This window comes from Allobosea sp. 67-29 (assembly GCF_001898115.1).
In the GTDB taxonomy this organism is placed as follows: Bacteria; Pseudomonadota; Alphaproteobacteria; order Rhizobiales; family Beijerinckiaceae; genus Allobosea.
On record NZ_MKSQ01000008.1, the window covers coordinates 169,457 to 194,759 of the forward strand.

29 protein-coding genes are annotated in these 25,303 nt (G+C 67.3%); 8 read left to right on the top strand and 21 right to left on the bottom strand.

Features of this window, described 5'->3' with window-relative positions; all coding sequences use genetic code 11:
* Positions 1–6: 6 nt before the first annotated feature.
* The 5 genes from BGO20_RS07385 to BGO20_RS07405 form a co-directional block, all read right to left on the bottom strand.
* Complete coding sequence (locus BGO20_RS07385; protein WP_291661147.1) at positions 7–1,062, bottom strand: extracellular solute-binding protein; 1,056 nt, start codon at positions 1,060–1,062, stop codon at positions 7–9.
* Positions 1,063–1,127: 65 nt separating this feature from the next.
* Positions 1,128–1,952, bottom strand: a complete 825-nt coding sequence (locus BGO20_RS07390) for a creatininase family protein (protein ID WP_291661149.1) — start codon at positions 1,950–1,952, stop codon at positions 1,128–1,130.
* A 31-nt stretch (positions 1,953–1,983) separates the two neighbouring features.
* Positions 1,984–2,802 carry an ABC transporter permease gene (locus BGO20_RS07395; RefSeq protein WP_291661151.1) on the bottom strand — a complete coding sequence of 273 codons (819 nt, stop codon included), beginning with the start codon at positions 2,800–2,802 and terminating at the stop codon, positions 1,984–1,986.
* Positions 2,799–3,755: an ABC transporter permease gene (locus tag BGO20_RS07400; RefSeq protein ID WP_291661153.1), complete on the bottom strand. Its 957-nt coding sequence runs from the start codon at positions 3,753–3,755 to the stop codon at positions 2,799–2,801. Before BGO20_RS07400 ends, BGO20_RS07395 begins: the two co-directional genes overlap by 4 nt.
* Positions 3,752–5,284, bottom strand: a complete 1,533-nt coding sequence (locus BGO20_RS07405; RefSeq protein ID WP_291661154.1) for an ABC transporter substrate-binding protein — start codon at positions 5,282–5,284, stop codon at positions 3,752–3,754. The genes BGO20_RS07400 and BGO20_RS07405 overlap by 4 nt, the downstream gene beginning before the upstream one ends.
* 319 nt (positions 5,285–5,603) lie before the next feature.
* On the opposite strand from BGO20_RS07405, the gene BGO20_RS07410 reads away from it, so the two are divergent.
* Positions 5,604–6,272 carry a GntR family transcriptional regulator gene (locus tag BGO20_RS07410; protein WP_291661155.1) on the top strand — a complete coding sequence of 223 codons (669 nt, stop codon included), beginning with the start codon at positions 5,604–5,606 and terminating at the stop codon, positions 6,270–6,272.
* Between the two features lie 32 nt (positions 6,273–6,304).
* On the opposite strand, the gene BGO20_RS07415 is transcribed toward BGO20_RS07410, so the two are convergent.
* Both BGO20_RS07415 and BGO20_RS07420 read right to left on the bottom strand, forming a co-directional pair.
* Positions 6,305–6,592, bottom strand: a complete 288-nt coding sequence (locus BGO20_RS07415) for a hypothetical protein (RefSeq protein WP_291661156.1) — start codon at positions 6,590–6,592, stop codon at positions 6,305–6,307.
* 8 nt (positions 6,593–6,600) lie between these two features.
* Positions 6,601–6,867: a hypothetical protein gene (locus tag BGO20_RS07420; RefSeq protein ID WP_291661157.1), complete on the bottom strand. Its 267-nt coding sequence runs from the start codon at positions 6,865–6,867 to the stop codon at positions 6,601–6,603.
* Positions 6,868–7,081: 214 nt separating this feature from the next.
* Here BGO20_RS07420 and BGO20_RS07425 point away from each other — a divergent pair, with 214 nt between their 5' ends.
* Positions 7,082–7,270 (top strand): hypothetical protein, encoded by a 189-nt coding sequence (locus BGO20_RS07425; RefSeq protein ID WP_089176171.1) that lies wholly within the window; start codon positions 7,082–7,084, stop codon positions 7,268–7,270.
* A 29-nt stretch (positions 7,271–7,299) separates the two neighbouring features.
* On the opposite strand, the gene yacG is transcribed toward BGO20_RS07425, so the two are convergent.
* From yacG to BGO20_RS07440, 3 genes are all read right to left on the bottom strand, one after another.
* Positions 7,300–7,503: a DNA gyrase inhibitor YacG gene (gene yacG / locus BGO20_RS07430; protein ID WP_291661159.1), complete on the bottom strand. Its 204-nt coding sequence runs from the start codon at positions 7,501–7,503 to the stop codon at positions 7,300–7,302.
* On the bottom strand, positions 7,496–8,317 hold the full coding sequence (locus BGO20_RS07435; RefSeq protein ID WP_291661161.1) for an SDR family NAD(P)-dependent oxidoreductase: 822 nt from the start codon (positions 8,315–8,317) through the stop codon (positions 7,496–7,498). Before BGO20_RS07435 ends, yacG begins: the two co-directional genes overlap by 8 nt.
* 121 nt (positions 8,318–8,438) lie before the next feature.
* Positions 8,439–9,047 carry a Maf-like protein gene (locus tag BGO20_RS07440; protein WP_291661709.1) on the bottom strand — a complete coding sequence of 203 codons (609 nt, stop codon included), beginning with the start codon at positions 9,045–9,047 and terminating at the stop codon, positions 8,439–8,441.
* 287 nt (positions 9,048–9,334) lie between these two features.
* On the opposite strand from BGO20_RS07440, the gene BGO20_RS07445 reads away from it, so the two are divergent.
* Positions 9,335–9,715: a hypothetical protein gene (locus BGO20_RS07445; RefSeq protein WP_291661162.1), complete on the top strand. Its 381-nt coding sequence runs from the start codon at positions 9,335–9,337 to the stop codon at positions 9,713–9,715.
* Positions 9,716–9,742: 27 nt separating this feature from the next.
* Here the strand turns inward: BGO20_RS07445 and BGO20_RS07450 are convergent, their stop codons facing one another.
* A complete protein-coding gene (locus tag BGO20_RS07450) occupies positions 9,743–10,570 on the bottom strand; it encodes a CDP-alcohol phosphatidyltransferase family protein (protein WP_291661164.1) in 828 nt (275 codons plus the stop codon).
* 58 nt (positions 10,571–10,628) lie between these two features.
* Positions 10,629–11,366 carry a phosphatidylserine decarboxylase gene (locus tag BGO20_RS07455; RefSeq protein ID WP_291661165.1) on the bottom strand — a complete coding sequence of 246 codons (738 nt, stop codon included), beginning with the start codon at positions 11,364–11,366 and terminating at the stop codon, positions 10,629–10,631.
* A gap of 206 nt (positions 11,367–11,572) precedes the next feature.
* Between BGO20_RS07455 and BGO20_RS07460 the strand changes: the two genes are divergently transcribed.
* Positions 11,573–12,571, top strand: coding sequence for an SDR family oxidoreductase (locus BGO20_RS07460; RefSeq protein ID WP_291661166.1), 999 nt, complete (start codon positions 11,573–11,575; stop codon positions 12,569–12,571).
* 18 nt (positions 12,572–12,589) lie between these two features.
* Here BGO20_RS07460 and BGO20_RS07465 read toward each other — a convergent pair whose 3' ends face one another.
* Both BGO20_RS07465 and BGO20_RS07470 read right to left on the bottom strand, forming a co-directional pair.
* Positions 12,590–13,084, bottom strand: a complete 495-nt coding sequence (locus tag BGO20_RS07465) for a hypothetical protein (RefSeq protein ID WP_291661168.1) — start codon at positions 13,082–13,084, stop codon at positions 12,590–12,592.
* A gap of 128 nt (positions 13,085–13,212) precedes the next feature.
* Positions 13,213–15,126, bottom strand: a complete 1,914-nt coding sequence (locus BGO20_RS07470; RefSeq protein WP_291661169.1) for an ABCB family ABC transporter ATP-binding protein/permease — start codon at positions 15,124–15,126, stop codon at positions 13,213–13,215.
* 191 nt (positions 15,127–15,317) lie between these two features.
* Between BGO20_RS07470 and BGO20_RS07475 the strand changes: the two genes are divergently transcribed.
* Positions 15,318–15,656, top strand: a complete 339-nt coding sequence (locus tag BGO20_RS07475) for a hypothetical protein (RefSeq protein ID WP_291661170.1) — start codon at positions 15,318–15,320, stop codon at positions 15,654–15,656.
* Positions 15,657–15,764: 108 nt separating this feature from the next.
* Here the strand turns inward: BGO20_RS07475 and cimA are convergent, their stop codons facing one another.
* Both cimA and cysS read right to left on the bottom strand, forming a co-directional pair.
* Complete coding sequence (cimA, locus tag BGO20_RS07480) at positions 15,765–17,363, bottom strand: citramalate synthase (RefSeq protein WP_291661172.1); 1,599 nt, start codon at positions 17,361–17,363, stop codon at positions 15,765–15,767.
* 103 nt (positions 17,364–17,466) lie between these two features.
* A complete protein-coding gene (cysS, locus tag BGO20_RS07485; RefSeq protein ID WP_291661173.1) occupies positions 17,467–18,966 on the bottom strand; it encodes a cysteine--tRNA ligase in 1,500 nt (499 codons plus the stop codon).
* 328 nt (positions 18,967–19,294) lie between these two features.
* Here cysS and BGO20_RS07490 point away from each other — a divergent pair, with 328 nt between their 5' ends.
* Complete coding sequence (locus tag BGO20_RS07490) at positions 19,295–19,624, top strand: hypothetical protein (RefSeq protein ID WP_291661174.1); 330 nt, start codon at positions 19,295–19,297, stop codon at positions 19,622–19,624.
* A gap of 9 nt (positions 19,625–19,633) precedes the next feature.
* Here the strand turns inward: BGO20_RS07490 and BGO20_RS07495 are convergent, their stop codons facing one another.
* The 4 genes from BGO20_RS07495 to BGO20_RS07510 form a co-directional block, all read right to left on the bottom strand.
* Positions 19,634–20,149 (bottom strand): CreA family protein, encoded by a 516-nt coding sequence (locus BGO20_RS07495; protein WP_465246007.1) that lies wholly within the window; start codon positions 20,147–20,149, stop codon positions 19,634–19,636.
* Between the two features lie 52 nt (positions 20,150–20,201).
* Entirely contained in the window at positions 20,202–20,735 is a 534-nt protein-coding gene (locus tag BGO20_RS07500) for a hypothetical protein (RefSeq protein ID WP_291661176.1), read from the bottom strand.
* Between the two features lie 87 nt (positions 20,736–20,822).
* Positions 20,823–21,404, bottom strand: a complete 582-nt coding sequence (locus BGO20_RS07505; RefSeq protein WP_291661177.1) for a DinB family protein — start codon at positions 21,402–21,404, stop codon at positions 20,823–20,825.
* On the bottom strand, positions 21,397–22,407 hold the full coding sequence (locus tag BGO20_RS07510; RefSeq protein ID WP_291661178.1) for a fumarylacetoacetate hydrolase family protein: 1,011 nt from the start codon (positions 22,405–22,407) through the stop codon (positions 21,397–21,399). The genes BGO20_RS07505 and BGO20_RS07510 overlap by 8 nt, the downstream gene beginning before the upstream one ends.
* A gap of 120 nt (positions 22,408–22,527) precedes the next feature.
* Here BGO20_RS07510 and BGO20_RS07515 point away from each other — a divergent pair, with 120 nt between their 5' ends.
* Positions 22,528–23,613 (top strand): TRAP transporter substrate-binding protein, encoded by a 1,086-nt coding sequence (locus BGO20_RS07515; protein ID WP_291661180.1) that lies wholly within the window; start codon positions 22,528–22,530, stop codon positions 23,611–23,613.
* A 36-nt stretch (positions 23,614–23,649) separates the two neighbouring features.
* On the opposite strand, the gene BGO20_RS07520 is transcribed toward BGO20_RS07515, so the two are convergent.
* Positions 23,650–24,588 carry a CHAD domain-containing protein gene (locus tag BGO20_RS07520; RefSeq protein WP_362889244.1) on the bottom strand — a complete coding sequence of 313 codons (939 nt, stop codon included), beginning with the start codon at positions 24,586–24,588 and terminating at the stop codon, positions 23,650–23,652.
* A gap of 162 nt (positions 24,589–24,750) precedes the next feature.
* Here BGO20_RS07520 and BGO20_RS07525 point away from each other — a divergent pair, with 162 nt between their 5' ends.
* Positions 24,751–25,248 (top strand): MarR family winged helix-turn-helix transcriptional regulator, encoded by a 498-nt coding sequence (locus BGO20_RS07525; RefSeq protein ID WP_291661183.1) that lies wholly within the window; start codon positions 24,751–24,753, stop codon positions 25,246–25,248.
* Positions 25,249–25,303 lie beyond the last annotated feature (55 nt).

Consider the following 25,303-nt stretch of genomic DNA (forward strand, 5'->3'; position numbering starts at 1 on the left):
CGCCGCTCAGCGTGCCGCCGCGATGACCTCGCGCCGCCAGCGGTTGTTCCACTGGTCGCGCAGCTTCAGGATTTCCGTCCAGTCGACGCCGATCATCCGGGCCCGGTTGTCGGGCGAAGCGGCCGTGCGCGCCAGCGCCTTGGGATCGATCTCGGCCTTGCCGTTGGTCGGCGCATAGAACATCCGCTCCGTGAAGGCCTTCTGCGCGCCCTGCGACAGTGCATGCGCGATGAAGGCCGCGGCGGCGGCGCGGTTCTTCGAGCCGGCGGTCAGGTTGATCGTGTTGACCTGGAAGACCGAGCCTTCCGGCGGAAGCAGCGCATTGATCTTGCCCCCCGTCTGGTCGGAATAGAGCTGGGCGCGGGCATTCCAGCCGGTCGCCACCTTGGCGACGCCGTTGAGGATCAGGGAATAGCCATCGGGGTTGGGCTCGAAGGTGGTGACGCCCGGCGCCAACTCCTTGAGCTTCTTGATCGCCGCGTCGATCGACTTGCGATAGTCGCCGCCTTCCATCTTCTCGGTCATGGCGGTCAGGGCCAGGCCCTGGATGTTCGGCGGCGCGGACAGCGCGATATGCCCCTTGAGGTCCGGCCGCCAGAGATCGGCGAGCTTGGCGAGCTGGGGCTTCAGGGCAGCGTCCTGCACGATCACGAGGTGATCGAAGGTGACGGCCGGGCCGAACTCGCCGCCGGCGGCGCGTGCCTCCGGCAGCAACTCGCCCAGCACCGGAAACTCGGCCGGGGTCAGCTTTTCGAACAGCCCTTCCGCGTTGCCGATGCTGGAGGTGGTTACGTCCATGATCACCACGTCGGTCTGCGGATCGGCCTTCTGCGCCCGCACGGCGCCGACCATCTGTGCCGAGGTGCCGGCCGAGACGAAGTTCACCTTCACGCCCGGATGAGCCTGCTGGAACGGCTCGACCACCGCCTTGGTGTAGTTGTCCTGGAAGATGCCGGTATAGGTCATCAACGTGACCGTGCCCGAGAGGGTCTGCGCCCGCAGGACGGCGGGCGCCGCGATCGTGGCCAGGCCTGACTGGATGACGAGACGGCGGGTGAGCATCGGACGACCTCCTGCTGTGGTGCCGCTCGCGCGGCGCGGGTTCGGGACGGTGAGAACGTCCCGGCTCAGGCCGGGACCTTGGCGGCGAAATGGGCGACGAAGCGGGAGACGATGTCGCTCAGCTTCTCCGCCAGCTTGGCCCCGGTCTCGGGCGAGCACAGCTTCGGGTCGCCCTTGCCGACGCCCTGATGATAGACCTCGTCATATTCGTTGGGCATCCCGACCTCGGCGCCCTCGAAGCTCGCCGTGCCGAGCCCGGTGAAGGGCAGGTCGAGCAGCGGATCGCGCTTCAGCGGCTTGCCGGCCGGCACGAGGTCTGTCCGCATCAGCTCGGGGAAGAGGTGCAGACCGAGGCTGGTCAGGGGATCGGCGCCGTGGCCGGATACCTTGGCCGAGGTTTCCGCCCCGACGATGCCCGGCAGGAGCCCGTAGGCGATGCGCCAGAGATAGAGGCTCGGCAGCACCATGCTCTCGCGCAGATAGAGATCGCGCGCGACCTCGGCGATGGGGCCGACATTGCCGCCATGGCCATTGATGACGATGAGCCGCGTCAGCCCGTTGCGATGCAGCGATTCGACCATCTCGGCGATGACCTGGGTCAGCGTCGCCTGCGAGATGGCGATGCCGCCGACCATCGGCCCGAACCAGTCGGCGCCGCCAAAGGGGAGAACCGGCGCGACCAGTGTGCGAACCCCGGCCTTGCTGGCGCGGATCGCGGCAAGCTCGGCGATCTTCTCGGCGAGCAGGTAGTCGCCCATCGGCGCATGCGGGCCCTGGTCCTCGTGACTGCCCATCGGCAGCAGGATCACCGGGTTGGTCTCGAGCAGTTCGCGCGCCTCCCCGCCGGTCATCGTGCCCATATGGACGAGGGGTTCGGTCTTGGCGGCCATGGTCGTTTCCTTTCGAGCGAGTCCGGTAGCGTCACCGTTCGGCGGTGCGCGGGTCGAGAACGTCCCGAAGCGCGTCGCAGAGCAGGTTCATGGCGAGGATGGTGAGGGTGAGAACGGCGCAGGGCCAGAGCAGAAGGAGCGGCGCCTGTTCCATGGTCGAGCGGGCGCCGCGGATCATCAGCCCCCAGGAGGGGGCGGGCGGCACGACGCCGAGGCCGAGGAAGGACAGCCCGCTCTCGATCACGACCGCGGCTGCGACGGCGAGCGAGAACTGGACGAGCAGCGGGCCAGCGATATTGGGCAGCACGGTGCGGAAGAGCAGATGCGACTGCGTGGCGCCGAGCGCGCGCGTCGCCTCGACATAGTCGCGCCCCTTGACCGCGAGCACCTCGGCATAGGTCACCCGGGCGAAGCCCGGCAGGTAGAGCACCGACAGGACGAGGATCAGCGTCGCAGCGCCGGGCCCGAGCAGCGTCACGACCAGCAGCGCCAGCAGCACGGGCGGAAAGCACATGATGATCTCGACGCTGCGCACGGTGAGGAACGCCCCCCAGCTGCGCGCCCAGCCGCCGATCAGCCCGAGGGTGATGCCGACGAGGCCGGCGAACAGCGCCGAGACGAAGGCGACGGACAGGCTCGTGCGCGCGCCCCAGACCAGCCTGGACAGCACGTCGCGGCCGAACTCGTCGCGCCCGAGCCAGGAGCCCGCCATCGGCCCGGCAAGGCGGTGCGCCACGTCCTGGCGAACCGGGTCCGGCAACGGCAGCAGCGGCGCGGCAAGCGCGACAAGGACGATCAGCGCGACGCCGGCGCCCGGCAGCACGAGCTTGTGCAGACCCTGCCGCCTCATGCGTGCTGGACCCGCGGATCGATCGCCGCATGCAGCAATTCGACACAGAGGTTGATCAGCAGGAACAGCACCGAGATCGTCAGGATGATGCCGACGACCATCGGGTAGTCGCGTCCCTCGACGGCGCGCAACAGCGGCGTCGACAGGCCCGGCCAGTTGAAGACGTATTCGACGAGCACGGTGCCGCCGAGCAGCGTGCCCATCTGCAGCCCGAGCAGGGTGACCACCGGATTCAGGGCGTTTCGGAGCACATGCACGACGAGCGTCCGCCGCGACGACAGGCCCTTGGCGCGGGCCGTGCGGACATAGTCGTGCGCCAGCGCGTCGAGGGTCGCGGCCCGGGTCATGCGGAACATCACGGCCGCCAGCCCCTTGGCGATGGCGACGGCCGGCAGGGCGAGGAGCTTGAGGTGTTGCCCCGGGTTCTGCGCGAAGGGGACATAGCCGCCGGCCGGCATCAGGCGCAGCGTCTGCGCCAGCAGCAGCACCAGCAGCGTCCCGACCACGAAGACCGGCACGGCGAGCAGGAGCGCCGTGATCCAGGAGGCGACCCGGTCGAAGGCGCCGCCGCGATGGACCGCGGCATAGACGCCGGCGGGCACGCCGACCACGACCGCGATCAACGTCCCCGCGAGGATCAATTCGAGGGTCCGCGGCAGGCGCAGCGCGATCTCCTTGGCGACCGGATAGTCATCGACCAGAGAGCTGCCGAGGTCACCCCGCGCCAGCCCCGCGAGGAAATGGCCGTATTGGGCCAGTAGCGGCTGGTCGAGCCCGAGCCTCTCGCGCAGCTCAGCAACAGAGGCCGGATCGGGAACCGTGCCGGCCGTCGACAGCAGCAGTTCCGCCGGATCGCCCGGCACCATGTGCAGCGCCAGGAACACGATCGTCGCGACGACCCAGGCCATCGCCAGGGTCAGAAGCAGCCGCCGGCCGAGCCAACCCGCACTCATCCGAAATACGTCTCCTCGAGCTGGTTGCCGGAGGAGGTGGAGAGGGCGCCGGGCAGGTTCGTGAAGCCCTTGACGCTCCTGTCCATGCCATAGCCCTGCTCGCGCCAGGCAAGGCCGACCAGCGGCACCTCCTCCAGCGCAGCGCGCTGCATATCCTTGTAGATCGCGACCCGCTTCGCCTGGTCGAACTCCGCCCGCCCTGCGGCGAGCGCCGCGACGGTGCGCGGCGCCTCGACCTTGAAGGAGCGACCGTGCGACGGCGACAGGGTGGTATCGAGGACCACCGTCAGCCCGTCGGGATCATTGTTGTCCGCGGCCACGCCGTGGATCGCCATGTCGTACTGTCCCCGTGTGCCGCGGCTGACCCGGGTCGACCAGTCGGGAAGCTGGAGCTCCGCCTGAATACCGATCGCCGCGAGGTATTGCTGGACGATCTCGGCGGTATCCTTGTGCATACCGAACTGGGCGGTGGCCAGCAGCGTGGTCTGGAAACCATTGGCGAAGCCGGCTTCCGCCAGCAGCGCCTTGGCCTTGGCCGGATCGTAGTTCCAGCCATGCGCCAGGTCCTTGTCGTACCAGGGCGTGCCCTCGACGATCGGCACGCCTTCCAGCGGCTTGCCCCGGCCGAAGAAGGCGACCTTGACGATATCCTCCCTCTTGACCGCATGAGCGACGGCGCGGCGCACCCGTGCATCGTTGAAGGGCGGCTTCGTGCCGTTGAACAGCACGTCCATGAAAGGCCCCATTTGCGCATCGAGCCGCAAGCGCGGATCGGCCTCGACGGCGGCCATCGACTGCCAGGGGACGTATTCGATCATGTCGACGTCGCCGGACATCAGGGCGGCATTGCGCAGATTCTCGTCGGCATAGACGACGAATTTGATGCCCTTCACCTTCGGGATGCCGGGCTTGTAGAACTTGTCGAAGGCGGCCAGCTCGAGCGAAGTCCCGCGCTCCTGCCCGACGAGCCGGAACGGCCCGGCCCCGATCGGTTCGGTCGGGCTCGACTTCCGCGAGATGACGAAGGTGTTGTAGTTGGCGAACCAGTTCGGCAGCGTCGCCTGCGGCGCCTTGGTGACGAGGCGGACCGTCTGCGGATCGGGTAGTTCGACCCGCTCGATGAGCTGGAACTGCGCGCGCATGTAGGCGGTCGACTTCTCGCCCGCGATCTGCTCGATCGACCACTTCACGTCATCGGCGGTGACGGGGTCGCCATTGTGGAAGACGCAGCCTTTCCGCAGCTTGAAGACCCAGGCGCCCTCGGCATCCCGCGACCAGGATTCGGCCAGCTCCCCGCGCAGCTCACCCTTGGGATCGTAGGCGACGAGGCTGCGGTGGATCAGCATCTTCACCGTGCCGGCGGACGCGCCGGTGGAGACCCAGGGCTGCAGGTTGGGCGGAAAGGCCGAGAGCCCATAGCGGATAATGCCGGCGGACCGCTGCGCGCGGGCGGGACGGATCAGGAAGGGAGAAGCGAGGAGCGGAGCTGCGAGGCCTGCACCAAGGAGCGAACGGCGAGAAACGGTCATCGGCTGATCCTCTGTTGCTTTGGCTCGGTCGCGTGCCCGGCTATCCCAGGTCGTTTCCCGAGATCGGCGGGAGCGGCGGGGTCAGGCTGGTCCGGGCAAACCTCGTGCCAGCGCATCCGCGGCAGCGAATGGCCCTGGCGATCCGGAGGTGTCTCCGGCTCTGCGACATCGATCGAAGCGGCGCGGTCATGCTGTTCCCCGGCGAGGCTTCGGCGATCGGTCGCGGGCGAGCCTCACTCTTGATGCACCATGTATACGTGGCGGATTTTTTGCTGTCTACTATCGACCTGCCCTGCGAAACAGATAAGGGGCGTCGTCGATGACGATTGTCGAACGGGACGAAATCGCTGCCGCGCGCAACAAGCCGACCCGCGAGCGGGTCTATCTCTATGTGCGCGAGCAGATTCTGCGCGGGCGCTTCCCCGGAGGCTCCTTCATCGAGGAGGAAGAGATTTCCTCGGCATTGGGCGTTTCGCGGACCCCGGTTCGCGAGGCCTTCCACCGCCTCGAGGCGGAACGCTTCATCGACCTCCTGCCGCGCCGCGGCGCCCTCGTCAGGCAGGTCAACGCCAAGGAACTGCTCGATCTCTACGAAGCCCGGAGGATGATCGAAGGACATGCGATCAGCCGCATCTGCCGCGACGAGATTCCGGTTCCGGCAGCAATGCAGACGGTTCTCGAAGCGCTCGAGCAGCTGCCGCAGGACGACTATTTCAATAGAGTCGAGCTGAACCGCCAGTTCCATTTCGTCATGGTCGCTGCCGTCGGCAACGTGGTGCTGTCCGAGCTCTACCAATCGCTCGGCGCACGCCAGCAGCGCGTCGCGATGACGGCGATCCACACCGACCCGACGCGAATCGCGCGGATCAGCAAGGAGCATCACGCCCTGATCGCGGCGTTGGCCGAATGGGACGAGGAAAAGGCACTCGCCATTCTGGAGCAGCACCTGCGCCCGATCGTCGGCGTCATTTCGCGCCTGCCGGACTGAGCGGCGTTTCGGCAGGCTCGCTGCCTGCGCGCCTAGGACAGCCGGCGGTCGCGCATGTCGTCGATCCGGTCCAGGACCGCGCGATGCTCCGCCAGCAACTCCTGCAGGGGCCCGATTCTCCTGAAGGCGTTCAGGTCGTGCTCCTCCTCGCCCGTGTCCTGCCAGGCCGCGATGGCGGCGTCGGCTTCGGCGATCTGCCCGGCGGACAGGCCGGCGCCGGCCGGATGGCCGTTTTCCAGGGCAAGGCGTTCCGCGATTCGCAGCCGCAAGGCCTGCTCATAGCCAGCGACGGCGTCGAGCTCGTCCGAATAGCGCGGCACGCCGGGCCTCAATGCACCGTGGCGATGTCGTCGTCGTCGGGGTCGATCAACTCGGCGAGGCCGAGCTGGCGCACGCCGTCCATGAACTCGGCGAAGGCCTCGGCGTCCGTGGCGAAGCTCTCCTGCCAGACCGTCGAGCCGCCTTCCTCGTCGATGAGCTCGAGCGTCCAGCCTTCGGTCCCATCGAGCCGATAGATCTCGACCCGCACGGTGATGCCGTCATGGGTAATGCTCTGCGACAGGGGCGAGCGGATGATCCCGGGAAACTCTTCCATGCCACCAAACTAGCGCATCGCGGGCGTTGTTGGCACCCCCTTGCCTTGCCCGAAGGCGCCGAACCGGACGGCGGCGAGCGCTTCGTGCTGGACGGGAGCGGGAAAGCCGCGGAAGAATGCAGGATCGGTGAAATGACCGGGCGCCGGCTCCTGCGGCGCTTCATCATGTGACAGCCCGGAACGCGGTGTTTGCGGGCGACAAGCGGAGGCCGCCATGCCCGAGAACGCGACGCTGCAGGATCTGGACGCCCGGATCGCCATCGCCCGGCGCAACATCGCCGAGCTCACCGAACAGGCCACGGGGGCGGCAGGCGCGGCGGTGGAGGAAACCATCGCCAACCGCATCGCCGAGCAGCAGGATCTTCTGAACGAGCTGCTGAAGCAGCGGGAAGCGCTTGGCTAAGGCGTCGCGCCCTGCCGGACGCAGGCCCCTCAATGCTCCTTGTCGCGCGAGCGGGGAGCGTCCTCCGCCTCTTCGAGCGGCTCGCCCGGAATCACGTAGCCACCCTTCAGCCAGCGGCCGAGATCGATATCGGCGCAACGCGGCGAGCAGAAGGGGCGGTAACGCTCGGCCGCCGGCTTGCCGCAGATCGGGCACGGCCGGGCGGCCGACGGGTTGTTCTTGCTTTCAGCCATATTTCAGCGTGATGCCTCCGTCGACAACCAGTTCGATGCCGGTGACATAGCGCGCCTCGTCGCTGGCGAGGAAGAGCGCCGCGTTCGCCACGTCCCAGGCCTCGCCCATATGCCCCATCGGCACCTGCGCAGCGCGGGCCGCCCACATCGCCTCGACGTCGCCGCCGCCATAGGCCCTCGCCAAGCCGGCCGAATGCTCGACCATCGGGGTCTTCATCAGCCCCGGCAGGACGGCATTTACACGGATCTTCTGCGGGGCGAACTGGGCCGCGGTCGTGCGGGTCAGATGGTTCAGCCCCGCCTTGGTCGCCGAATAGCTCGCATAGGGCACCCCGGTGTGGCGGATCGAGGCGATGGAGGAGATGTTGACGATCGAACCACCCTCCCCCGTCTCGTCGAACTGGCGCTGCATCACCGGAATGACATGCTTCATCGCCAGGAAGGCGCCGGTGAGATTGACCCTGAAGACCCTTTCCCAGGTTTCCTCCGGCAGGTCGACAACGCTGCCGACCTCGGCAATGCCGACATTGTTGTCGAGAATGTCGATCCGGCCGTAGCGGCCGAGCGCGCGGGCGACGAGATCGGCGACCTGATCCGCCTTGGTGACATCGGCCTCGACGGCGAAGGCCTGGCCGCCTTCGTTCTGGATGATGGAGGCGGTCTCCTCCGCTGCGTTGCGGTTGATGTCGGCGCAAACGACCCTGGCGCCCTCGCGCGCGAATAGTGCCGCCGTCGCCTTGCCGTTGCCCCAGCCTGGTCCGATCGACCCGGCCCCGGCCACGATCGCGACCTTGCCTCTCAAGCGCCCTGTCATTCCCGCCCTCCCACGGGCACCGGTCCGGAACGGCCGATGCATCGCCATGCGCGCCGTAGCCGGCACGCCGCGCGGAGGATCGGGGCATTGGCGCGCGGAGGCAACCCCGCGTCGGCGCGGATCAGGCGGCGTTCATCCAGCCGAAGCGGACCGGGAAGCCTTCGCCGCCCAAGAGGTTCACCGTCTCGTAAAGCGGGAGGCCGACCACGCCGGTATAGGAGCCGACGAGCTTGATCACGAAGGAGCCGGCGATGCCCTGGATCGCATAGCCGCCGGCCTTGCCGCGCCATTCGCCGGAGGCGAGGTAGTGCTCGATGTCCTCGGTCGAGAGACGCTTGAAGCGCAGCCGCGTCTCGACGATCCGATCCCGGATCGCGCCCGAGGGCGTGACCAGAGCCACGCCGGTGTAAACGCGGTGGGCACGGCCGGAAAGCAGGCGCAGGCAGGCCGCGGCCTCGTCGACGATCTCCGCCTTGGGGAGGATCCGGCGGCCGACGGCGACGACGGTGTCAGCCGCGACGATATAGCAGCCTTCGAGGTCGGAGCGGGCCTTAGCGCCTTGACGGGCCGCTTCCGCTTTCTCGCGGGCAAGGCGGCGGGCGAGATCGCGCGGACGCTCGGCCTTGCGCGGCGTCTCATCGAGATCGGCGGGCATGAGCGCGTCAGGCTTGAGCCCTGCCTGCTCGAGCAATGCGAGGCGGCGCGGAGAGGCGGAGGCGAGGACCAGCATCGGACGCCAGCCGGATGGCTTGGGAGACGAAAACAGACTCAAGGGCGGCTCGGCGAGGTGCTGGCTTGGGGAATGGCGGGTCTCAGGCTTTAGAGCATTTCGGCGGAGGGATAAATCCGCAAGCCGCCGCACGAATGCCCTGGCCCGTCCGGCTGCCGAAGAGCCTGCACAAAAGACAGGCTGGAGAACTGGTATACCAGAGATTGCCAAGCTCTGCCGGCCGCGCCACACTCCGCGCCCTTTTTCGACGTCACGCCGTCGCCGTTCGATTCCGCGGAGTTCGCCCCATGCCGAGATCGCGCAAATCATCGCGCCCCGTCGCGACGGGAGCGGAAGCGCAGTCGCTCGCGACGCGGGTGCTGGCTATGCAAGCGGATGCCGGGCTGACCATCGCGATGCGCATGCCGCTGCTGCTGAAGGGCGCGCTGGGCGATTACTCGGGCCAGCGCGAGGCGACGAAGGCGGTCGTCGAGAAGGTTTCGGCCGTCGTCGAAAGCAGCGTCGCGGCGACCTACGCGACCACGGCGTTCTGGTGGGGCCTGGCGCTCAACCCGCTGGCACAGCTCGACCTGACGGAAGCCGCGGCCAAGGTCGCGAACAGCACGCTCGAGCCCTTCGCCCGCCGCACGCGCGCCAATGCGGCCCGGCTCAGCAGCCGGCGGCGCTGACCGGTTCGCTGTCGCGGCGCGGGCTTTTCACGCCGCGCTTTCCGGCACCTCCGGCGACAGCGCAGCGTGCTCGCGCTCCAGCTTGCGATAGCGGGCGACGCTGAGCGGGATCAACGCGAGATAGGCGACGACCACCAGCGTCAGCATCTCGAAGGTGTAGGCGAAGAGCAGACCGGCAATCACCACCACGGCCACGAAGATCGGCAGCACCATGTCGCGGGGAATGCGCGCGCCCAGCGTCTTGCCGGCATAGCACGGGATGCGCGAGATCGTCAGGAAGGCGATGAACAGGATGTAGAGGCCGACGAAGGGGGCACCGTACTCCTGCACCGGCAAGCCGATCGCGTGGAGATAGAGCGGCAGCATCGCGGTGATGGCGCCGGCCGGTGCCGGCATGCCGACGAAGAAGTTCTTCTGCCAGTCGGGCCGGTCCGGATCGTCGATCATGACGTTGAAGCGCGCGAGCCTGAGCGCCATGGCGCAGGCCAGCGTCAGCACGATGATCCAGCCGAAGGACTTCAGGTCGTGCAGGACGAAAATCCACAGCACATAGCCGGTGGCGACGCCGAAATTCACGAAATCCGAAAGCGAATCAAGCTCGGCGCCGAAGCGCGACGTGCCCTTGAGCATGCGCGCGAGACGGCCGTCCACGCCATCGAGCGCCGCCGCGATCAGGATGCAGATCGTGGCGGTCTCGAGCTTGCCCTCGACCACGAGACGCATCGCCGTCAGGCCGAGGCAGAGCGCCAGCAGCGTAACGAGATTGGGCGCGATCAGCCGGAACGGGATCGACTTGAAACGGGCGCGCTTGGGTTCGACGCGCTCCGGTTCGAAAGGAGGAAAGAGGTCGCTCATGCGAGCGGAAATACGCGGTTTCGCGGCGCGACGCCAGCGGGCGGACCCGCCGTCCCGCTCAGATTCCGCGATAGCTGCGCAGGACGGGTTCGTTGGCCGAGAGATCGGCCAGCACGGTCTCGCCCGCGATCGCGGTCTGCCCCTCGCCGACCAGCGGCACGACATGGGCCGGGAGATAGACATCGACGCGCGAACCGAAGCGGATCAGGCCGAAGCGTTCGCCCGTGCCGAGCGTGTCGCCCTCCTTGACGAAAGGAACGATGCGCCGCGCGATCAATCCGGCGATCTGGACGACGCCGATGGGGCCGGCCGGCGTCTCGATCGCGAGCGCGTTGCGCTCGTTGTCGTCGCTGGCCTTGTCGAGCTCGGCGTTGAGGAAGAGGCCAGGCGTGTAGGCCATCTTCAGGATGCGGCCGGGCACCGGGCTGCGATTCACATGGCAGTCGAAGACGTTCATGAAGATCGAGACGCGGGTCATCGGCTCGGCCGGCAGGTCGAGCTCCGGCGGCGGCAGCGCCGCGGCGATCTGGCTGACGCGACCGTCGGCCGGAGAGATGACCAGCCCTTCCCGCTGCGGCGTGATGCGCACGGGATCACGGAAGAAATAGCAGATCCAGACCGTGATGATCGCGCCGATCCAGCCGAAGGGCGACCAGAGATTGGCCAGGATGATGGTCGCCACCAGCCCGATCGCGATGAAGACATAGCCCTCCTTGTGGATGGGCACGATCACCTTGCGGACGGAATCGACGAGGGACATAGGATGTTCCGCTGTTCTGCGCGGCCCCGGAGGCACGCTGGAATGGGTTGCCGCAGAGTCGGGAACGACCGCTGGCGCAGCGCTGATTTAGGAGGTTCGAGGCGCAAGGGGAAGAGCGGAGGGTGGCGGCGATCCGCCGCCGCTCGCCGAGTGTTCTGAAATGCGCCCCATCCGGCGATCTCGGAACCCTGCGCGCTCGCACCGGTTCACTGCCGAACGATCCATTCAGGCAGGAGGTCGCAATGGCGAAGGCCGCGGCACGGACACCCTCGACATCAGCGGCGGCAAAGGCCGCAAGCGAGCAGCAACGCGAGATCCAACGGCAGGTTGCCCGCGCCGACCGGGGCCCGAAGGCCAAGACCGGCGCGATGCAAGCGGGGGCACGGCTTTATCCGGCGCCTCCCTTCAAGCAGCAGCATCAGCCGAAGCCGGGTTCCGAAGCCAGCCTCGAACCGGCTCCGATGTACGATGCCCCGTTCTACAAGGGATCGGGCAAGCTCGACGGCAAGGTGGCCATCGTGACGGGCGGCGACTCCGGCATCGGGCGTGCGGTCGCTGTGCTGTTCGCCCGCGAAGGCGCCGATGTCGCGATCCTGCATCTCGACGAGGCCGGCGATGCCCGAACCACCGTCCAGGCGATCGAGGCGGAGGGCCGCAAGGCCCTTGCAATCGCCGGCGACGTGCGCGACGCCGCATTCTGCCGCAAGGCCGTCGCGGAGGTGATCGAGCATTTCGGAAAGCTCGACATCCTCGTCAACAATGCCGCCTTCCAGGTGCATGCCGCCGATTTCGACGACCTCACGGAAGAGCATTTCGACACGACGCTGAAGACCAATCTCTACGGTTACTTCCATATGGCCAAGGCCGCCGTGCCGCATCTGCCGACAGGCGCCGCGATCGTGAACACCGGCTCTGTCACCGGCCTGCTGGGCAACAAGGACCTGCTCGACTATTCGACGACGAAGGGCGGAATCCACGCCTTCACCCGGTCGCTGGCCGGGCAGCTCGTGGGGCGCGGCATTCGCGTCAACGCCGTCGCGCCGGGGCCCGTGTGGACGCCACTCAACCCTTCCGACAAGACCGCCGAGGATGTCGCGCATTTCGGCGAGGGAACGCCGATGAAGCGTCCGGCACAGCCGGAGGAGATCGCCCCGGCCTATGTCTTCCTCGCCTCGGCGCAATGCTCCAGCTACATCACCGGCGAAATCCTGCCGATCATCGGCGGCTATAACGGCGGGTGAAGGGCGCGTATCCGGCGTTCACTCTACCACCGGATGCCAGACCTGTGTGAACCGCCGCGCGGCCCGCCAGGTCAGCCAGGCGAAGACGACGAGCAGGATGCCCTGCGCGATGGCGAAAGGCGGCTCCGAACCGGTTGGTGCCAATGCGTGGAGAGCGGGAACCTTGAGGAAGAGCTGCGCCACCAGCACGAAGAGAAGCAGATAGAAGGCCAGCACGGCGGCGATCGCATAGATGCGGCGCCAGGGCCCTTCCAGCATCTTCGCATAGAGCGCGAAACCCGCGGCGACGATCAGCGCCAGTGAAATCGCACCGACGATATGGGAGGGCAGCAGGCCCGGCGCCGGCAAGGCATAGCCGGTTGCGCTGGTCGCGAAGGCGGTCGAGAGAAATATGCCGGTCCAGCCAGGCCTGGTGTGGCCCTTGAGCAGGCCGGCCGTCACCGGGAACCCGGCGACGATGGCGACGAGGCTGAGCCAGGTATGAAAACCAACCAAAGTCGTAGGATCGAACATGGCAGCCCCCCTCGCCGCTCGGCGGTCCACCGCCGACAAGAGCATGACGGATACGGGCGCGGCGCGCCAGTATCCGCAGACCTCGTTCGGCCAACGAACGGAGCGTCGGCGACAGCAAAGCGGTGCCGTCAGGTCGCCAGCTTGACCCGCACGCTCTCGCCTTCGGCTTCCGTCGCACGCTGCAGGGTGGCCTTCGCCTCGTCGACCTCGCGCTGACGGTTCCACATCGCGGCGTAGACGCCGTCGGCAGCCAGCAGGTCGCGATGATGTCCGCGCTCGACGATGACGCCCTTGTCGAGCACGATGATCTCGTCGGCGTTGACGACGGTCGAGAGCCGGTGCGCGATGACCAGGGTGGTGCGCCCCTCGCTGACGCGGTCGAGCGCATCCTGGATCTCCTTCTCGGTGAAGGAATCGAGGGCCGAGGTCGCTTCGTCGAGCACCAGGATCGGCGGCCCCTTCAGGATGGTGCGGGCGATGGCGACACGCTGCTTCTCGCCCCCCGAAAGCTTGAGGCCGCGCTCGCCGACCGAGGTAGCATAGCCTTCCGGCAAGGTGCGGATGAAGCGGTCGATCTGGGCAAGGCGCGCGGCCTCCTCGACCTCTTCCATGGTCGCCTCCGGCCGGCCGTAGCGGATGTTGTACTCGATGGTGTCGTTGAACAGCACTGTGTCCTGCGGGACCATGCCGATGGCAGCCCGCAGCGAGACCTGCTGGATGTCGGCGATCGGCTGCCCGTCGATCAGGATGCGGCCCTTCTGCGGTTCGTAGAAGCGGAACAGCAGCCGCGAGATCGTGGACTTGCCGGCGCCGGACGGGCCGACGATGGCGACGGTCCGTCCCGGCTCGACCGCGAAGGAGACGCCGCGCAGGATCGGCCGCTCCGGCACATAGGCGAAATGCACGTCCTCGAAGACGACGCGGCCGGCGGGAACCCGCAGCGGCTCGGCGCCGGGCTTGTCCTGGATCTCGGGGTCGCGGCCGATCAGCGAGAACATCTGGGCGATGTCCAGCGTCGCCTGCTTGATCTCGCGATAGACGGTCCCCATGAAATTCAGCGGCAGATAGAGCTGGATCAGCATGGAGTTGATCAGGATGAGATCACCGACCGTGTTGGTCCCGGCCTGGAAGCCGCGGACCGCCATCAGCATCGAGAGCGTCAACCCGACGGCGAAGATCGCAGCCTGACCGAAATTAAGCCAGGCGAGCGAGGTGTAGGATTTGATCGAGTTCCGCTCGTAGAGCGCCATCGCGGTATCGTAGCGCGCGGTCTCGCGCGCTTCCGCCCCGAAATACTTCACCGTCTCGTAGTTCAGCAGCGAGTCGATCGCCTTGGAGTTGGCGTCGGTGTCTGACTCGTTCATCGCCGAACGGATGGCGATGCGCCACTCCGTCGCCTTGATGGTGTAGGTCATGTAGATCACCACCATCGCCACCAGCACCACGACGTAGCGCCAGTCGAACAGGCCGAGCAGCACGGCAATGATCAGCGCGACCTCGATGATGACCGGCACCAGCTGGTTGAGCCCGAGGCGCACCATCTCCTCGATACCGTTGCGGCCGCGCTCCAGAACCCGCGTGAGCCCGCCGGTCTTGCGCTCGAGGTGGAAGCGCAGGGACAGATAATGGAGATGGCCGAAGGTCTGCAGCGCCAGCGTGCGGACCGCATGCATGAAGACCGGCGCGAAAATGGCGTCGCGCATCTGGACGAAGGCCGAGGAACCGACCCGCGCCAGGCCGTAGAGCAGCGTCAGCGCCAGCGGCGCGCCGACGAGCCAGGGCAGCCAGTTCTCGACGCTGGAATGCGCCCCCGCCAGCGCGTCGGTGATCCATTTGAAGGTAAAGGGCACGCCCATCAGCACCAGGCGACCGGCCAGCATCAGCGCAAAGGCGCCAACGACGCGGCCTTTCAGGTCCGCCCTTTCCGCCGGCCAGAGATAGGGCCAGAGCGCGCGGAAGGTCGCGATGAAGCCTGAATTCGGCTTGAGGCCGACGGAACGAGGCAGGCTCGGCGCCTGCGAGGGCGCGGCGGGCAGGGTCATTTTCGAGCGATTCCAGTTTGTGCGGTCCATATAGGCGCAAATCCACGCCGGTGCATGCAGCTTCTTGCGAGATATGCCCTGCGCCTGGAGCCACTCGCCCGGCTTCGTCCAAAAGCCGCCTTGCTCCGGTCGAAACCGGCGCGCCTCATTGCCCGGGAGCGCTCGACGCTCGCAAACGGGGAGACACGACCATGGCATTCCGCACACTCGCGGCGTTGGGCCTCGGCATCGGCGCCACTCTCGGCCTTGCCCTGCCGGCCGCGGCGCAGGCGGCCCGGCCGCATCCGCAGATCACCATCTCCAACCAGCGTACCGTGCCGTTGAGCCAGTTCGCGATCATGACAGCGGGGGATCAGCCACGGCTCGTCGCCAAGCTGGCGAAGCCACTCGCGCCCGGCAAGAGCGTCGTGCTCAAGCTCAACAAGCCGCAGGGCTGCAGCTACACCGTCCAGGCGGCCTTCGACGACGACGCCACAAGCGATGCCGACATGGATCTTTGCAAGGACCGCGTCATCCGCCTGACGGAGTGACGGCGGATCGGACGCGGCCTCGTCAGGCTCGCCGCTGGGGCGAGCATCCGCACCCCGGACGCCGCATGACATCGGGGACCACGCGAATGGGCAGGACGGCGCCGGGCCTCAGGCCGTCGCGCCGGCCTTCACCAGCTTGTAGGTGATGGAATCCACCATCGCCTGGAAGGAGGCGTCAATGATGTTGGCGCTGACTCCGACCGTGGTCCAGCTTTCGCCGCGCTCGTCGCGCGAATCTATCAGGACGCGGGTGACGGCATCCGAACCGCCTTGGAAGATGCGAACCTTGTAGTCGACGAGGCGCAACCCCTCGATCAGCGACTGATAGCGACCGAGGTCCTTGCGCAAGGCGATGTCGAGCGCGTGAACCGGCCCGGATTCGCCTTCGGCGGCGGAGATCAGTACCTCCTCGCCGACCTTCACCTTCACGATCGCCTCGGAGAAGGTGACGAGCTCGCCCAACGCATTGTAGCGACGCTCGACATTCACGGCGAAACGCTCGACCGTGAAATAATCCGGGACTTCGCCGAGGATGCGCTTCACCAGCAGGAAGAACGAGGCATCGGCGCCCTCGAAGGCATAGCCCTGCGCCTCCTTGTCCTTGACCTCCTGCAGCACGCGGTTGAGGCGCGGGTCGTCGCGGCCGAGCGTTACGCCGATGCGCTCGAGCTCGGCGACGAGGTTCGACTTGCCGCCCTGATCGGAGATCAGCACCTTGCGGGTGTTGCCGGTCGCCTCGGGCATGACATGCTCGTAGGTGCGCGGGTCCTTCAGCACGGCCGAGGCGTGGATGCCGGCCTTGGTGGCGAAGGCAGAGGCGCCGACGAAGGGCGCATGCCGGTTCGGAGCGCGGTTCAGCATCTCGTCCAGCGCGCGCGAGACATGGGTCAGCTCACCGAGCTGGTCCTCGCTGACGCCGAGTTCGAAGCGGTCGCGATAGCGCTCCTTGAGCTTGAGCGCGCCGATCAGCGTCACGAGATTGGCGTTGCCGCAGCGCTCGCCGAGGCCGTTGAGCGTGCCCTGGATCTGCCGCGCGCCGGCCTCGACCGCCGCCAGCGAATTGGCGACGGCACAACCACAATCGTCATGGGCGTGGATGCCGAGATTGTCGCCGGGCACGACCTTGGCGACCTCGCGCACGATTGCGCCGACCTCGTCCGGCAGCGTGCCGCCATTGGTGTCGCAGAGCACCACCCAGCGGGCGCCGGCCTCATAGGCCGTGCGGGCGCAGGCGAGCGCATAATCGGGATTGGCCTTGTAGCCATCGAAGAAATGCTCGCAATCGAGCATCACCTCGCGCCCGGCCGCCTTCGCCGCCTCGACGCTCTCGCGGATGCCGGCGAGGTTGTCCTCCAGCGAAATCTCGAGTGCCACATGGACGTGGTAATCCCAGCTCTTGGCGACGAAGACGATGGCGTCGGCCTTCGCCTCCAGCAGCGCGGCGATGCCTGGATCGTTCGCGGCCGAGCGCCCTGCCCGCTTGGTCATGCCGAAGGCGGCGAACTTCGCCTGCCGGGTCGGCTTCTCCGCGAAGAAGGCGGTGTCGAGCGGGTTGGCGCCGGGATAGCCACCTTCGACATAATCGACGCCGAGACGGTCCAGCAGTGCCGCGACCGCGCGTTTGTCGTCGAGCGAGAAATCGACACCCGTCGTCTGCGCGCCGTCGCGCAGCGTGGTGTCGAAGAGATGGATGCGGGCGGTTCTCATCGCTCGCGCCTCAGTTTGAAGCGGACGACGCGGGGCATGACCATCGCCAGCATGACGAGCTTGATGGCGAGGGAGAGCGAGCCGGCGGGGCGGATCTTCGGGCTCATCGCTTCACCTCCCAGGTGGTCGTCGGTTCGCCGGTGGCGGGGTCCTTGCCGTCCTTGAGGGCGATGCCCATGGCGGCGAGCTCGTCGCGGATGCGATCGGATTCGGCGAAGTTCTTCGCGCGGCGGGCATCGAGACGGGCGGCGATGAGGCGCTCGATATCGGCCTTCTCCGCATCCGTGAGGCCAAAACTGCCTGCACTTCCCCGGAAAAGGTCGCCAAAACCCAATGCCATCAGAGTTTTCGTCAACCGCCTACCAGCAGCAGCGTCACCGCGTTCGGCTTCATTGTAGACCTTGTGCAAAGCAGCGATTGCCGCCGCCGTGTTAAGATCATCGCAGAGTGCAGCTTCGACCTCATCAATGACGATAGCGGCCATCTGATCCGGCACCCACACCCGCCCCCAGCTGTTTAGCGTCCGCTCTGCTTCCAACAGGCTGCGTTCCGTCCAGTCGATTGGCTGGCGGTAGTGGGTCCTCAGCATTGCAAAGCGTAGAACATCGCCACGCCATTTGCGGCCGCCGAACACATCCGTCTCCAGCAGCTCATTGATGGTGACGAAGTTGCCGAGGCTCTTCGACATCTTCTCGCCTTCGACCTGCAGGAAGCCGTTATGCATCCAGATATTGGCCATGAGCGGCTGCCCTTCCGCCGCGCCGAAGGCGCAGCAGGACTGGGCGATCTCGTTCTCATGGTGCGGGAAGACGAGATCGATGCCGCCGCCATGGATGTCGAAGACGTTCCTCATCGGGTCGTCGCAGGCGAGCCCGCCGCCGAAGGGGGTCAGCAGCTTGGCCATCGACATGGCCGAGCATTCGATATGCCAGCCGGGGCGGCCGGGCGTGGCGATGCCAGCCGGCGACGGCCAGCCGGGGTCGATGCCATCGCGGCTCGGCTTCCACAGCACGAAATCCATCGCGTCCCGCTTATAGGGCGCGACATCGACGCGGGCGCCGGCCAGCATCTCGTCGAGCGAGCGGCGCGCGAGCGTGCCGTATTTCGGCGCCTTGACGAGATGGGCGACGGCCGGAACATGGAAGAGGACATGCTCCTCGGCGACATAGGCGACGCCGCGTGCGATCAGGCGCTCGATGATCGCCTTCATCTCCTCGATATGCTCGGTGGCCCGCGGCTCGGTGGTGGGCCGCAAAGTGCCGAGCGCGTCGATGTCGCGATGGAACTGCGCCGTCGTGGTCTGCGTGACCTTCGCGATCGCCTCGTTCAGCGGCAGGCCGGGATAGTCGCGCGCCGCGCGGGCGTTGATCTTGTCGTCGACGTCGGTGAGGTTGCGGGCATAGGTGACGTGCTCCGCCCCATAGATGTGCCGCAGCAGCCGGTAGAGCACGTCGAAGACGATGACCGGGCGGGCGTTGCCGATATGGGCGTAGTCGTAGACCGTCGGGCCGCAGACATACATCCGGACATTCGACGCATCGATCGGCGCGAAGTCCTGCTTCGTCCGCGTCAGCGTGTTGTAGAGCCTCAGGGTCGGCGACATCGGGGCAAAAGTCCTGCAACGAAACGGCAAACGGCGAAAAACGGCCTGGCCGCTGGCCGGGGCGCTTTTGTCGGTTCGTTTTTCAGGACGAGGACGTGAGCAGCCGGCCAGCGAAGGCTAGCGGCAAATAATGCAAATCCGGCTGTTGATGGCGGCTCGCGTCATGACAAAACTGATTGCCTTCCCGCGGGCTTTCCGTCAAGGGGGCGCCTCGATGTTGCATCGCAGCATTGCCCCGGCATTGCGCGGCTTCATCCAAATTTAACCGGCGGGAACCATGCTCCCGATTCTCGGGTTCCTCGCCCGACGCCCTCAGGAATCTCGCCCCATGCGCCGCGCCGTGGCTTTTGCCGGACTGCTCGGGATCGCCGTCGCCGGCATCTCGCTCTCGATCATGCCGATGAGCCGCCCCGCCGCCGCTCCCAATGAGGAACGGACCTTCCTGATCCCCGCCAGCGACGGCTACGGCATCGCCGACTGCATCTCGACCAAGGCGGAGTGCGGCAAGATCGTCGCCAATGCCTGGTGCGAATCGCAGGGCTTCGGCAAGGCCGTCGCCTTCGGCACGGCCGACCGCGCGGATTTCACCGGCACCGTGACCAAGCCGAGCGCGACCGCACCCGCCGAGCAGCCGCTCAGCATCACCTGTGGCGGCTGATCCCCTCGCCTACCTGATCCAGTCGCTGCATTTGGGAGCCTCGCCAGCGCTGCCCCAGGGCATGATCGGCACGGTCGAGGTCGAATTCTGCGGCGAGCCATCGATCAGCTTGTCCGAATAGACGAGATAGACCAGCACGTTGCGCTTGGCGTCGCAGCCGCGCACGATCTGCATCTTCTTCCAGATCAGCGAGCGTCGCTCGCGAAAGACGACGTCGCCCTGCTCAGCCTTGTCCTTGAACCTGATCGGCCCGATCTGGCGGCACGCCAGCGAAACCTCCGAGACCTCCTCGGCCACGCCGAACATACCCTTCACGCCGCCCTTTTCAGGCACCGTGTAGTGGCAGGCGACCCCCTCGACCAGCGGGTCGTCGACACCGTAGACGGCGAGCTTGTCGTCCGGCGTCAGCGCCTTCCAGACGGTCGACTTCTTGAAGATCAGGTCCTCCTGCGCCATCGCGGGCGCGGCCGACGCCAGGCCGAACACCATGGCGGCGAAGGCCGAGAGAACGATGGAACGGCGCATGGCTTGGTCAACTCCCTGGCGACGATGCCGAGCGGATATGGGCACGCCGGACCTAGGCCGCCAGGGGCTTGAAAACGAGATAGGCGGCGGCGAGCGCGCCGACCACGCCGAGCGCGAAGAAGACCAGCTTCAGCCGCGTCATGCCGCTCGCGAACGCGACATCGCCGGCCTCGACGCGGGGATAGCGGTCGAGCAGGCGGGCGACCGCGAGGTTCTCCGCCACGTCGCAGAGCCCGCCGACCAGCCAGCCCCCGCCGCAGAGCGCCGCGACCCACCAGGGCTGGCCGCGCATCGCCAGCCCGGCGACCAGCATGGCGCCGACGATGGCATAGGCGAAGGCACAGGCGACGTCGGCCGGGAGCACCCGGTTGCGGTAGCGCGCCCGCGTGGCCTCGCCGTAAAGTCCGAACAGCTTTTCGACATCCGCGACCGAATAGCCGTCCCAATCGCTTTCCAGCATGCGCGGCACGCCCTGCCGGTTCGACCAGAAGCCGACGAGCCAGTAGAGTACCACGACGAAGACCGGGCCCCAGATGAAGAAGGCGAGCGGGATGCTCGTCGAATAGAGCGGCACGGGGTCGATCATGGTTCTCGGCTCTCGCGGCAGGCGGTTCTTGGGGCGCAGGTTATCCGGCGACCCCGCCGCCGCCAAGCAGGACGCCGCCGGCGGCGATCAGAGCAGGTCTTCAGGCGGGGCGAGGTCGAGACGGCGCAGCTCGACGCGGGTCTGCTGCGAATCGTGCAGCAGGAAATATTCGTCGAGCTGCGGCGGCGCGATGGATGTGCCGGCGAGCATGGCATGGGCCTGGCCCCGGTGATGGATCTGGTGCTGGAAAAGATGCGCCAGCATGTCGTCGACGCGCTCCTCGATCCGGCCGCTCTCGCCGCGGTCGGTCGTCACCGTGGTCGCCAGCAGATCATCGGTTGCTCCATCGCAGAAGCCAATCAGGCGCCGGTCCGTCGCCGCCTGGGCCGGCAGAAGCTGTGCGATGTCCAGAGGCTGGAAGCGCGCGAAGACCTGCCGGCCGAGGCCGCCCCGTTCGAGCGCGTCGATGTAGTACAGATCGACCATCAGATTGTGATTCAGCGTCCCGTGCAGGGAGGGGAAGAAGCTGGTCCGCTCCGCCTTGAAATCGGCGTCGCTCAACTGGGCGCAGGCGCTGAGCAGCCGCCAGTTCGCCCAGGCGTTGTTGTGGGCCATCTTGCGGAAGTGGGCGGCCAACGCCCCGCGTCGGCCGTAGCCCGCGTCAGCCATGCGGCAGCACCTCCTGCTCGATGGCACCGAAGATCGAATGCCCGGCCGCATCCTTCATCTCGATGCGCACCGTGTCGCCGAAACGCAGGAAGGGCGTCTTCGGCTCGCCGTGGCGCAGCGTCTCGACCATGCGCTGCTCGGCGATGCAGACATAGCCCAGCCCGCCTTCGGCGACCGGCTTGCCGGGGCCGCCATCAGCATCGCGATTCGAGACGGTGCCGGAGCCGATGATCGTGCCGGCCGAGAGCCTGCGCGTCGCCGCGGCATGGGCGATCAGCGTGCCGAAGTCGAAGGTCATGTCGGCGCCGGCCTCGGGCCGGCCGAAGGGCGCGCCGTTGAGCTGAGCCAGGAGCGGATGATGCAGCCTGCCATCGCGCCAGGCGGAACCCAGCTCATCGGGCGTAACGGCGACCGGCGAGAAGGCCGAAGACGGCTTTGATTGAACGAATCCAAAGCCTTTTGCCAGTTCGCTCGGAATTCGATTCCGCAAGCTCACGTCATTTGCGAGCATGACGAGACGGATAGCGGCTAGACCCTGATCGCGGCTCGCGCCCATCGGCACGTCGCCCGTCACGACCGCGACCTCGCCTTCGAAATCGATGCCGTCCTCCTCGCTGCGGGCATGGATCGGCCCGCGCGGCGCAAGCAGGGCGTCGCTGCCGCCCTGGTACATCAGCGGATCGGTCCAGAAGTTTTCCGGCGTTGTCGCGCCGCGCGCCCTCCGGGCGAGCTCGACGTGGTTCACATAGGCGGAACCATCCAGCCACTGCAACGCGCGGGGCAACGGCGAAGCGCAGTCATGCTCGTGGAAGCGGAAGGACGGCACCGAGCCGTGCTCCAGCCCTTCAGCGAGGTCGGCGAGGCGCGGTGCGAACCGCTCCCAGTCGTCGAGCGCCGCCTGAAGCGTGGCGACGACCGGGAAGGCGTCGGTCGCGCGCGTCAGATCCCTGGAAACCACGACCAGGCGGCCATCGCGGCCATGCGAGAGAGAGGCGAGCTTCATCCCTTTTCATTCCTTCCCGGACGCGCCAATAAGGACGCAACAAGCTTTTGAGCCGGACCGACCGCGTTGCATCGCAATCCGCTCGGCACCTGCTCTGAACAGGCCTTGGGAGGAGACCATATGGAACGTCGCTCGTTTTTGAAAACGGGGGCTCTCGCCGCAGCCGCGACCGCCGTCGCGGCGCCCGCGGTCGCGCAGTCGCAACCCGAGGTGAAATGGCGGCTGACGTCGAGCTTCCCGAAGTCGCTCGACACCATCTTCGGCACGGCGCAGCAGTTCTCGAAATATGTCTCCGACGCCACGGACGGGAAGTTCGAGATCCAGGTCTTCGCGCCGGGCGAGATCGTTCCCGGCCTGCAGGCGCTCGATGCGGTCTCCTCCGGCACGGTCGAATGCGCGCACTCGCCGACCTATTTCTACATCGGCAAGGACCCGACGCTGGGCCTTGGCACCGGCATCCCCTTCGGCCTCAACGCGCGCCAGCAGCATAGCTGGTGGTATTTCGGCGGCGGCGAGCAGATCGTGAACGGCGTGCTGGACCGCTTCAACGCCTATTCGATTCCCTGCGGCAATTCCGGCTGCCAGATGGGCGGCTTCTTCCGCAACGAACTCAAGAGCGTCGATGACCTCAAGGGGCTGAAGTTCCGCATCGGCGGGATGGGCGGCTCGGTGCTGGCCAAGCTCGGCGTGGTGCCGACGCAGATCGCGCCGGGCGATGTCTACCCGGCGCTCGAGCGCGGCTCGATCGACGCGGCCGAATTCGTGGGCCCCTATGACGACGAGAAGCTCGGCTTCATCCGCGTCGCGAAGTATTACTACTACCCCGGCTTCTGGGAGGGCGGCGCCATGCTGCACCTCATCATCGGCAAGGAAGCCTGGGCCAAGCTGCCGAAGCATTATCAGGCGATCGTCCAGCACGCCTGCGAGGCGGCGAACAACTGGATGCTCGCGAAGTACGACTTCGTGAATCCGGGCGGCCTGCGCCGCCTCGTCGCACAAGGCGCCCAGCTGCGCGCCTTCCCGCTGCCGGTGATGGAGGCGGCGCTGAAGGCCGCCGACGAGTACTATGCGGAGACCAGCGCGAAGAGCCCCGACTTCAAGAAGGGTTACGAATCGATGGTCGCGTTCCGCGGTGAGAACCTGCTCTGGTGGCAGGTTGCAGAGCTTTCGTATGACTCGTTTATGAACCGTCTGAAGGCGCGCTGAGCGCGGCACGCCTCCCCGCCGATCGCCGCGGCGACGTCAGGTCAACTTGATCCGACGCGGCGGGCGGCGGCTGATCGCCTCCTGCAGCTCGGCGCCGACGCGCCTGGGGCGCCGGGCAAACAGCCGGGCGGCCAGCTTCGCGGCACGGCGGCGCTGCCTGACCGTTCGGCGCTCGATCTCGTGCTCCAGCCATGATCCGGATTCCCGCGGCGGCTGTTCGGCGAGATGGCGACTGACCAGGTTCAGGTCGATCACCTCACCGAGACGCCCCCGCAGACGCTCCGCCCGCCGCGCCAGCCGTGTCAGGCGCCCGGGATCGGCCGGAGAAAGGAAGCTCAGCTGGTAGCCCAGATCGACGATCCGGGTTCTCCAGCCGTGCAGGCTCTCCACATCCATCTGACGGGGATCACCGCCCGCCTGGCGCCGCGCCTTGCGATAACTGCGCCTGAAGGCCGGCGTCAGGAAGTCGTCGGCGTGATCCGGCAAGGACCAGCCTGCCACTCGCTCCGAAAGCCGCCGCAGCGCCCGCCGCGCGGAATCGCGCTGGCCGCGCAACAACTCGCCGGCCGCATCCTGCCCCTGCGGCTGCTTGCCACGGGCCGGGCAAAGCTTCCTCAGGATCCTGGCGACGACGTCTGCATCGCGCGCCACGCCGAAGCGACGCCGCAGGCGGCCGGCCTCACGCCGAACGGCCCGCGCCTCCTCGGCCAAGGCCGCCGGGGCGAGCCTCAGCAGGGCGCGCCAGGCCTTCATCAGACGGCGGAAATCGTGGATCCGCCGCCCCGGCTCGTCCGGCCGATCGAGCACGCCGAGCGCGCGCTCCGGGATATCGCGGCAGGCGCGCAGCCAATGGCGCGACCACTGTCGCGCCAGCGCCGCCCTCGCTTCAACCTGCGGCCGTCCTGCCATCGAGCCTTCCACGACATCTGGTCGGCGGAGCTTAGCCGCTCGGGCAGGAGGAGTTCCAGCGAGCATTCGGCGTAGCCCGAAGGGCCGGGGCCGCTCCGCGACCAGTGCCGTCGCACGCGCGGCGAGCGGGAAGACAATGCCGCAGTCGCCCTCTATGCTTGCGATCCATGGCTGCGGATGCTAGCCGCGCCGGCCCGCCAGGCTTTCCGGAACCCTCAGACCCAGCCCATGTCAGCGAAACCGACGCCCTCCCCGCAGGATCAGCTTCTCCGGCTGGAACGCTTCCTGCCCTACCGCCTCAATGTAGTGGGCACGCTGGGCGGACGGGCGCTCGGCCGAATCTATGCGGAGCATTTCGGCATCGGCATTCCGGAATGGCGCGTGGTCGCGCAGCTCGGCGAGTTCGGGAAGCTGACCTCGCGCGATATCGGCGAGCTTGCCCAGATGCACAAGACCAAGGTCTCGCGCGCCGTCACGGAGCTCGAAAAGCGCGGCATGGTCTCGCGCGCCGAGAACCGGCAGGACCGCCGCGAATCCTTCGTGACGCTGACGCCTGCCGGCAAGCGGGTCTACGACCAGATCGTGCCGCTGGCGCTGGGCTTCGAGGCGCGCTGGATCGAGGGCATCGCAGCCGACGAGATCAAGGTGTTCGAGCGCGTGCTTTCGACCCTGACCGAGCGCGGCCGGCTGCTCGCGGGCAACTACCGCGAGGAGGACGGGTCCTAGGCGCCCGATCCAGATCTCCGAACGGCATCCTTCGCCGCCTGGCCCCTCGAGATCG

Excerpts from the sequence above, each read along its gene's own strand:
- BGO20_RS07385 (WP_291661147.1), bottom strand. The coding sequence starts at position 1,062 with ATGCTCACCCGCCGTCTCGTCATCCAGTCAGGCCTGGCCACGATCGCG.
- BGO20_RS07390 (WP_291661149.1), bottom strand. The coding sequence starts at position 1,952 with ATGGCCGCCAAGACCGAACCCCTCGTCCATATGGGCACGATGACCGGC.
- BGO20_RS07395 (WP_291661151.1), bottom strand. The coding sequence starts at position 2,802 with ATGAGGCGGCAGGGTCTGCACAAGCTCGTGCTGCCGGGCGCCGGCGTC.
- BGO20_RS07400 (WP_291661153.1), bottom strand. The coding sequence starts at position 3,755 with ATGAGTGCGGGTTGGCTCGGCCGGCGGCTGCTTCTGACCCTGGCGATG.
- BGO20_RS07405 (WP_291661154.1), bottom strand. The coding sequence starts at position 5,284 with ATGACCGTTTCTCGCCGTTCGCTCCTTGGTGCAGGCCTCGCAGCTCCG.
- BGO20_RS07410 (WP_291661155.1), top strand. The coding sequence starts at position 5,604 with ATGACGATTGTCGAACGGGACGAAATCGCTGCCGCGCGCAACAAGCCG.
- BGO20_RS07420 (WP_291661157.1), bottom strand. The coding sequence starts at position 6,867 with ATGGAAGAGTTTCCCGGGATCATCCGCTCGCCCCTGTCGCAGAGCATT.
- BGO20_RS07425 (WP_089176171.1), top strand. The coding sequence starts at position 7,082 with ATGCCCGAGAACGCGACGCTGCAGGATCTGGACGCCCGGATCGCCATC.
- yacG (WP_291661159.1), bottom strand. The coding sequence starts at position 7,503 with ATGGCTGAAAGCAAGAACAACCCGTCGGCCGCCCGGCCGTGCCCGATC.
- BGO20_RS07435 (WP_291661161.1), bottom strand. The coding sequence starts at position 8,317 with ATGACAGGGCGCTTGAGAGGCAAGGTCGCGATCGTGGCCGGGGCCGGG.
- BGO20_RS07440 (WP_291661709.1), bottom strand. The coding sequence starts at position 9,047 with ATGCTGGTCCTCGCCTCCGCCTCTCCGCGCCGCCTCGCATTGCTCGAG.
- BGO20_RS07445 (WP_291661162.1), top strand. The coding sequence starts at position 9,335 with ATGCCGAGATCGCGCAAATCATCGCGCCCCGTCGCGACGGGAGCGGAA.
- BGO20_RS07450 (WP_291661164.1), bottom strand. The coding sequence starts at position 10,570 with ATGAGCGACCTCTTTCCTCCTTTCGAACCGGAGCGCGTCGAACCCAAG.
- BGO20_RS07460 (WP_291661166.1), top strand. The coding sequence starts at position 11,573 with ATGGCGAAGGCCGCGGCACGGACACCCTCGACATCAGCGGCGGCAAAG.
- BGO20_RS07465 (WP_291661168.1), bottom strand. The coding sequence starts at position 13,084 with ATGTTCGATCCTACGACTTTGGTTGGTTTTCATACCTGGCTCAGCCTC.
- BGO20_RS07470 (WP_291661169.1), bottom strand. The coding sequence starts at position 15,126 with ATGACCCTGCCCGCCGCGCCCTCGCAGGCGCCGAGCCTGCCTCGTTCC.
- BGO20_RS07475 (WP_291661170.1), top strand. The coding sequence starts at position 15,318 with ATGGCATTCCGCACACTCGCGGCGTTGGGCCTCGGCATCGGCGCCACT.
- cimA (WP_291661172.1), bottom strand. The coding sequence starts at position 17,363 with ATGAGAACCGCCCGCATCCATCTCTTCGACACCACGCTGCGCGACGGC.
- cysS (WP_291661173.1), bottom strand. The coding sequence starts at position 18,966 with ATGTCGCCGACCCTGAGGCTCTACAACACGCTGACGCGGACGAAGCAG.
- BGO20_RS07490 (WP_291661174.1), top strand. The coding sequence starts at position 19,295 with ATGCGCCGCGCCGTGGCTTTTGCCGGACTGCTCGGGATCGCCGTCGCC.
- BGO20_RS07495 (WP_465246007.1), bottom strand. The coding sequence starts at position 20,149 with ATGCGCCGTTCCATCGTTCTCTCGGCCTTCGCCGCCATGGTGTTCGGC.
- BGO20_RS07500 (WP_291661176.1), bottom strand. The coding sequence starts at position 20,735 with ATGATCGACCCCGTGCCGCTCTATTCGACGAGCATCCCGCTCGCCTTC.
- BGO20_RS07505 (WP_291661177.1), bottom strand. The coding sequence starts at position 21,404 with ATGGCTGACGCGGGCTACGGCCGACGCGGGGCGTTGGCCGCCCACTTC.
- BGO20_RS07510 (WP_291661178.1), bottom strand. The coding sequence starts at position 22,407 with ATGAAGCTCGCCTCTCTCTCGCATGGCCGCGATGGCCGCCTGGTCGTG.
- BGO20_RS07515 (WP_291661180.1), top strand. The coding sequence starts at position 22,528 with ATGGAACGTCGCTCGTTTTTGAAAACGGGGGCTCTCGCCGCAGCCGCG.
- BGO20_RS07520 (WP_362889244.1), bottom strand. The coding sequence starts at position 24,588 with ATGCTCGCTGGAACTCCTCCTGCCCGAGCGGCTAAGCTCCGCCGACCA.
- BGO20_RS07525 (WP_291661183.1), top strand. The coding sequence starts at position 24,751 with ATGTCAGCGAAACCGACGCCCTCCCCGCAGGATCAGCTTCTCCGGCTG.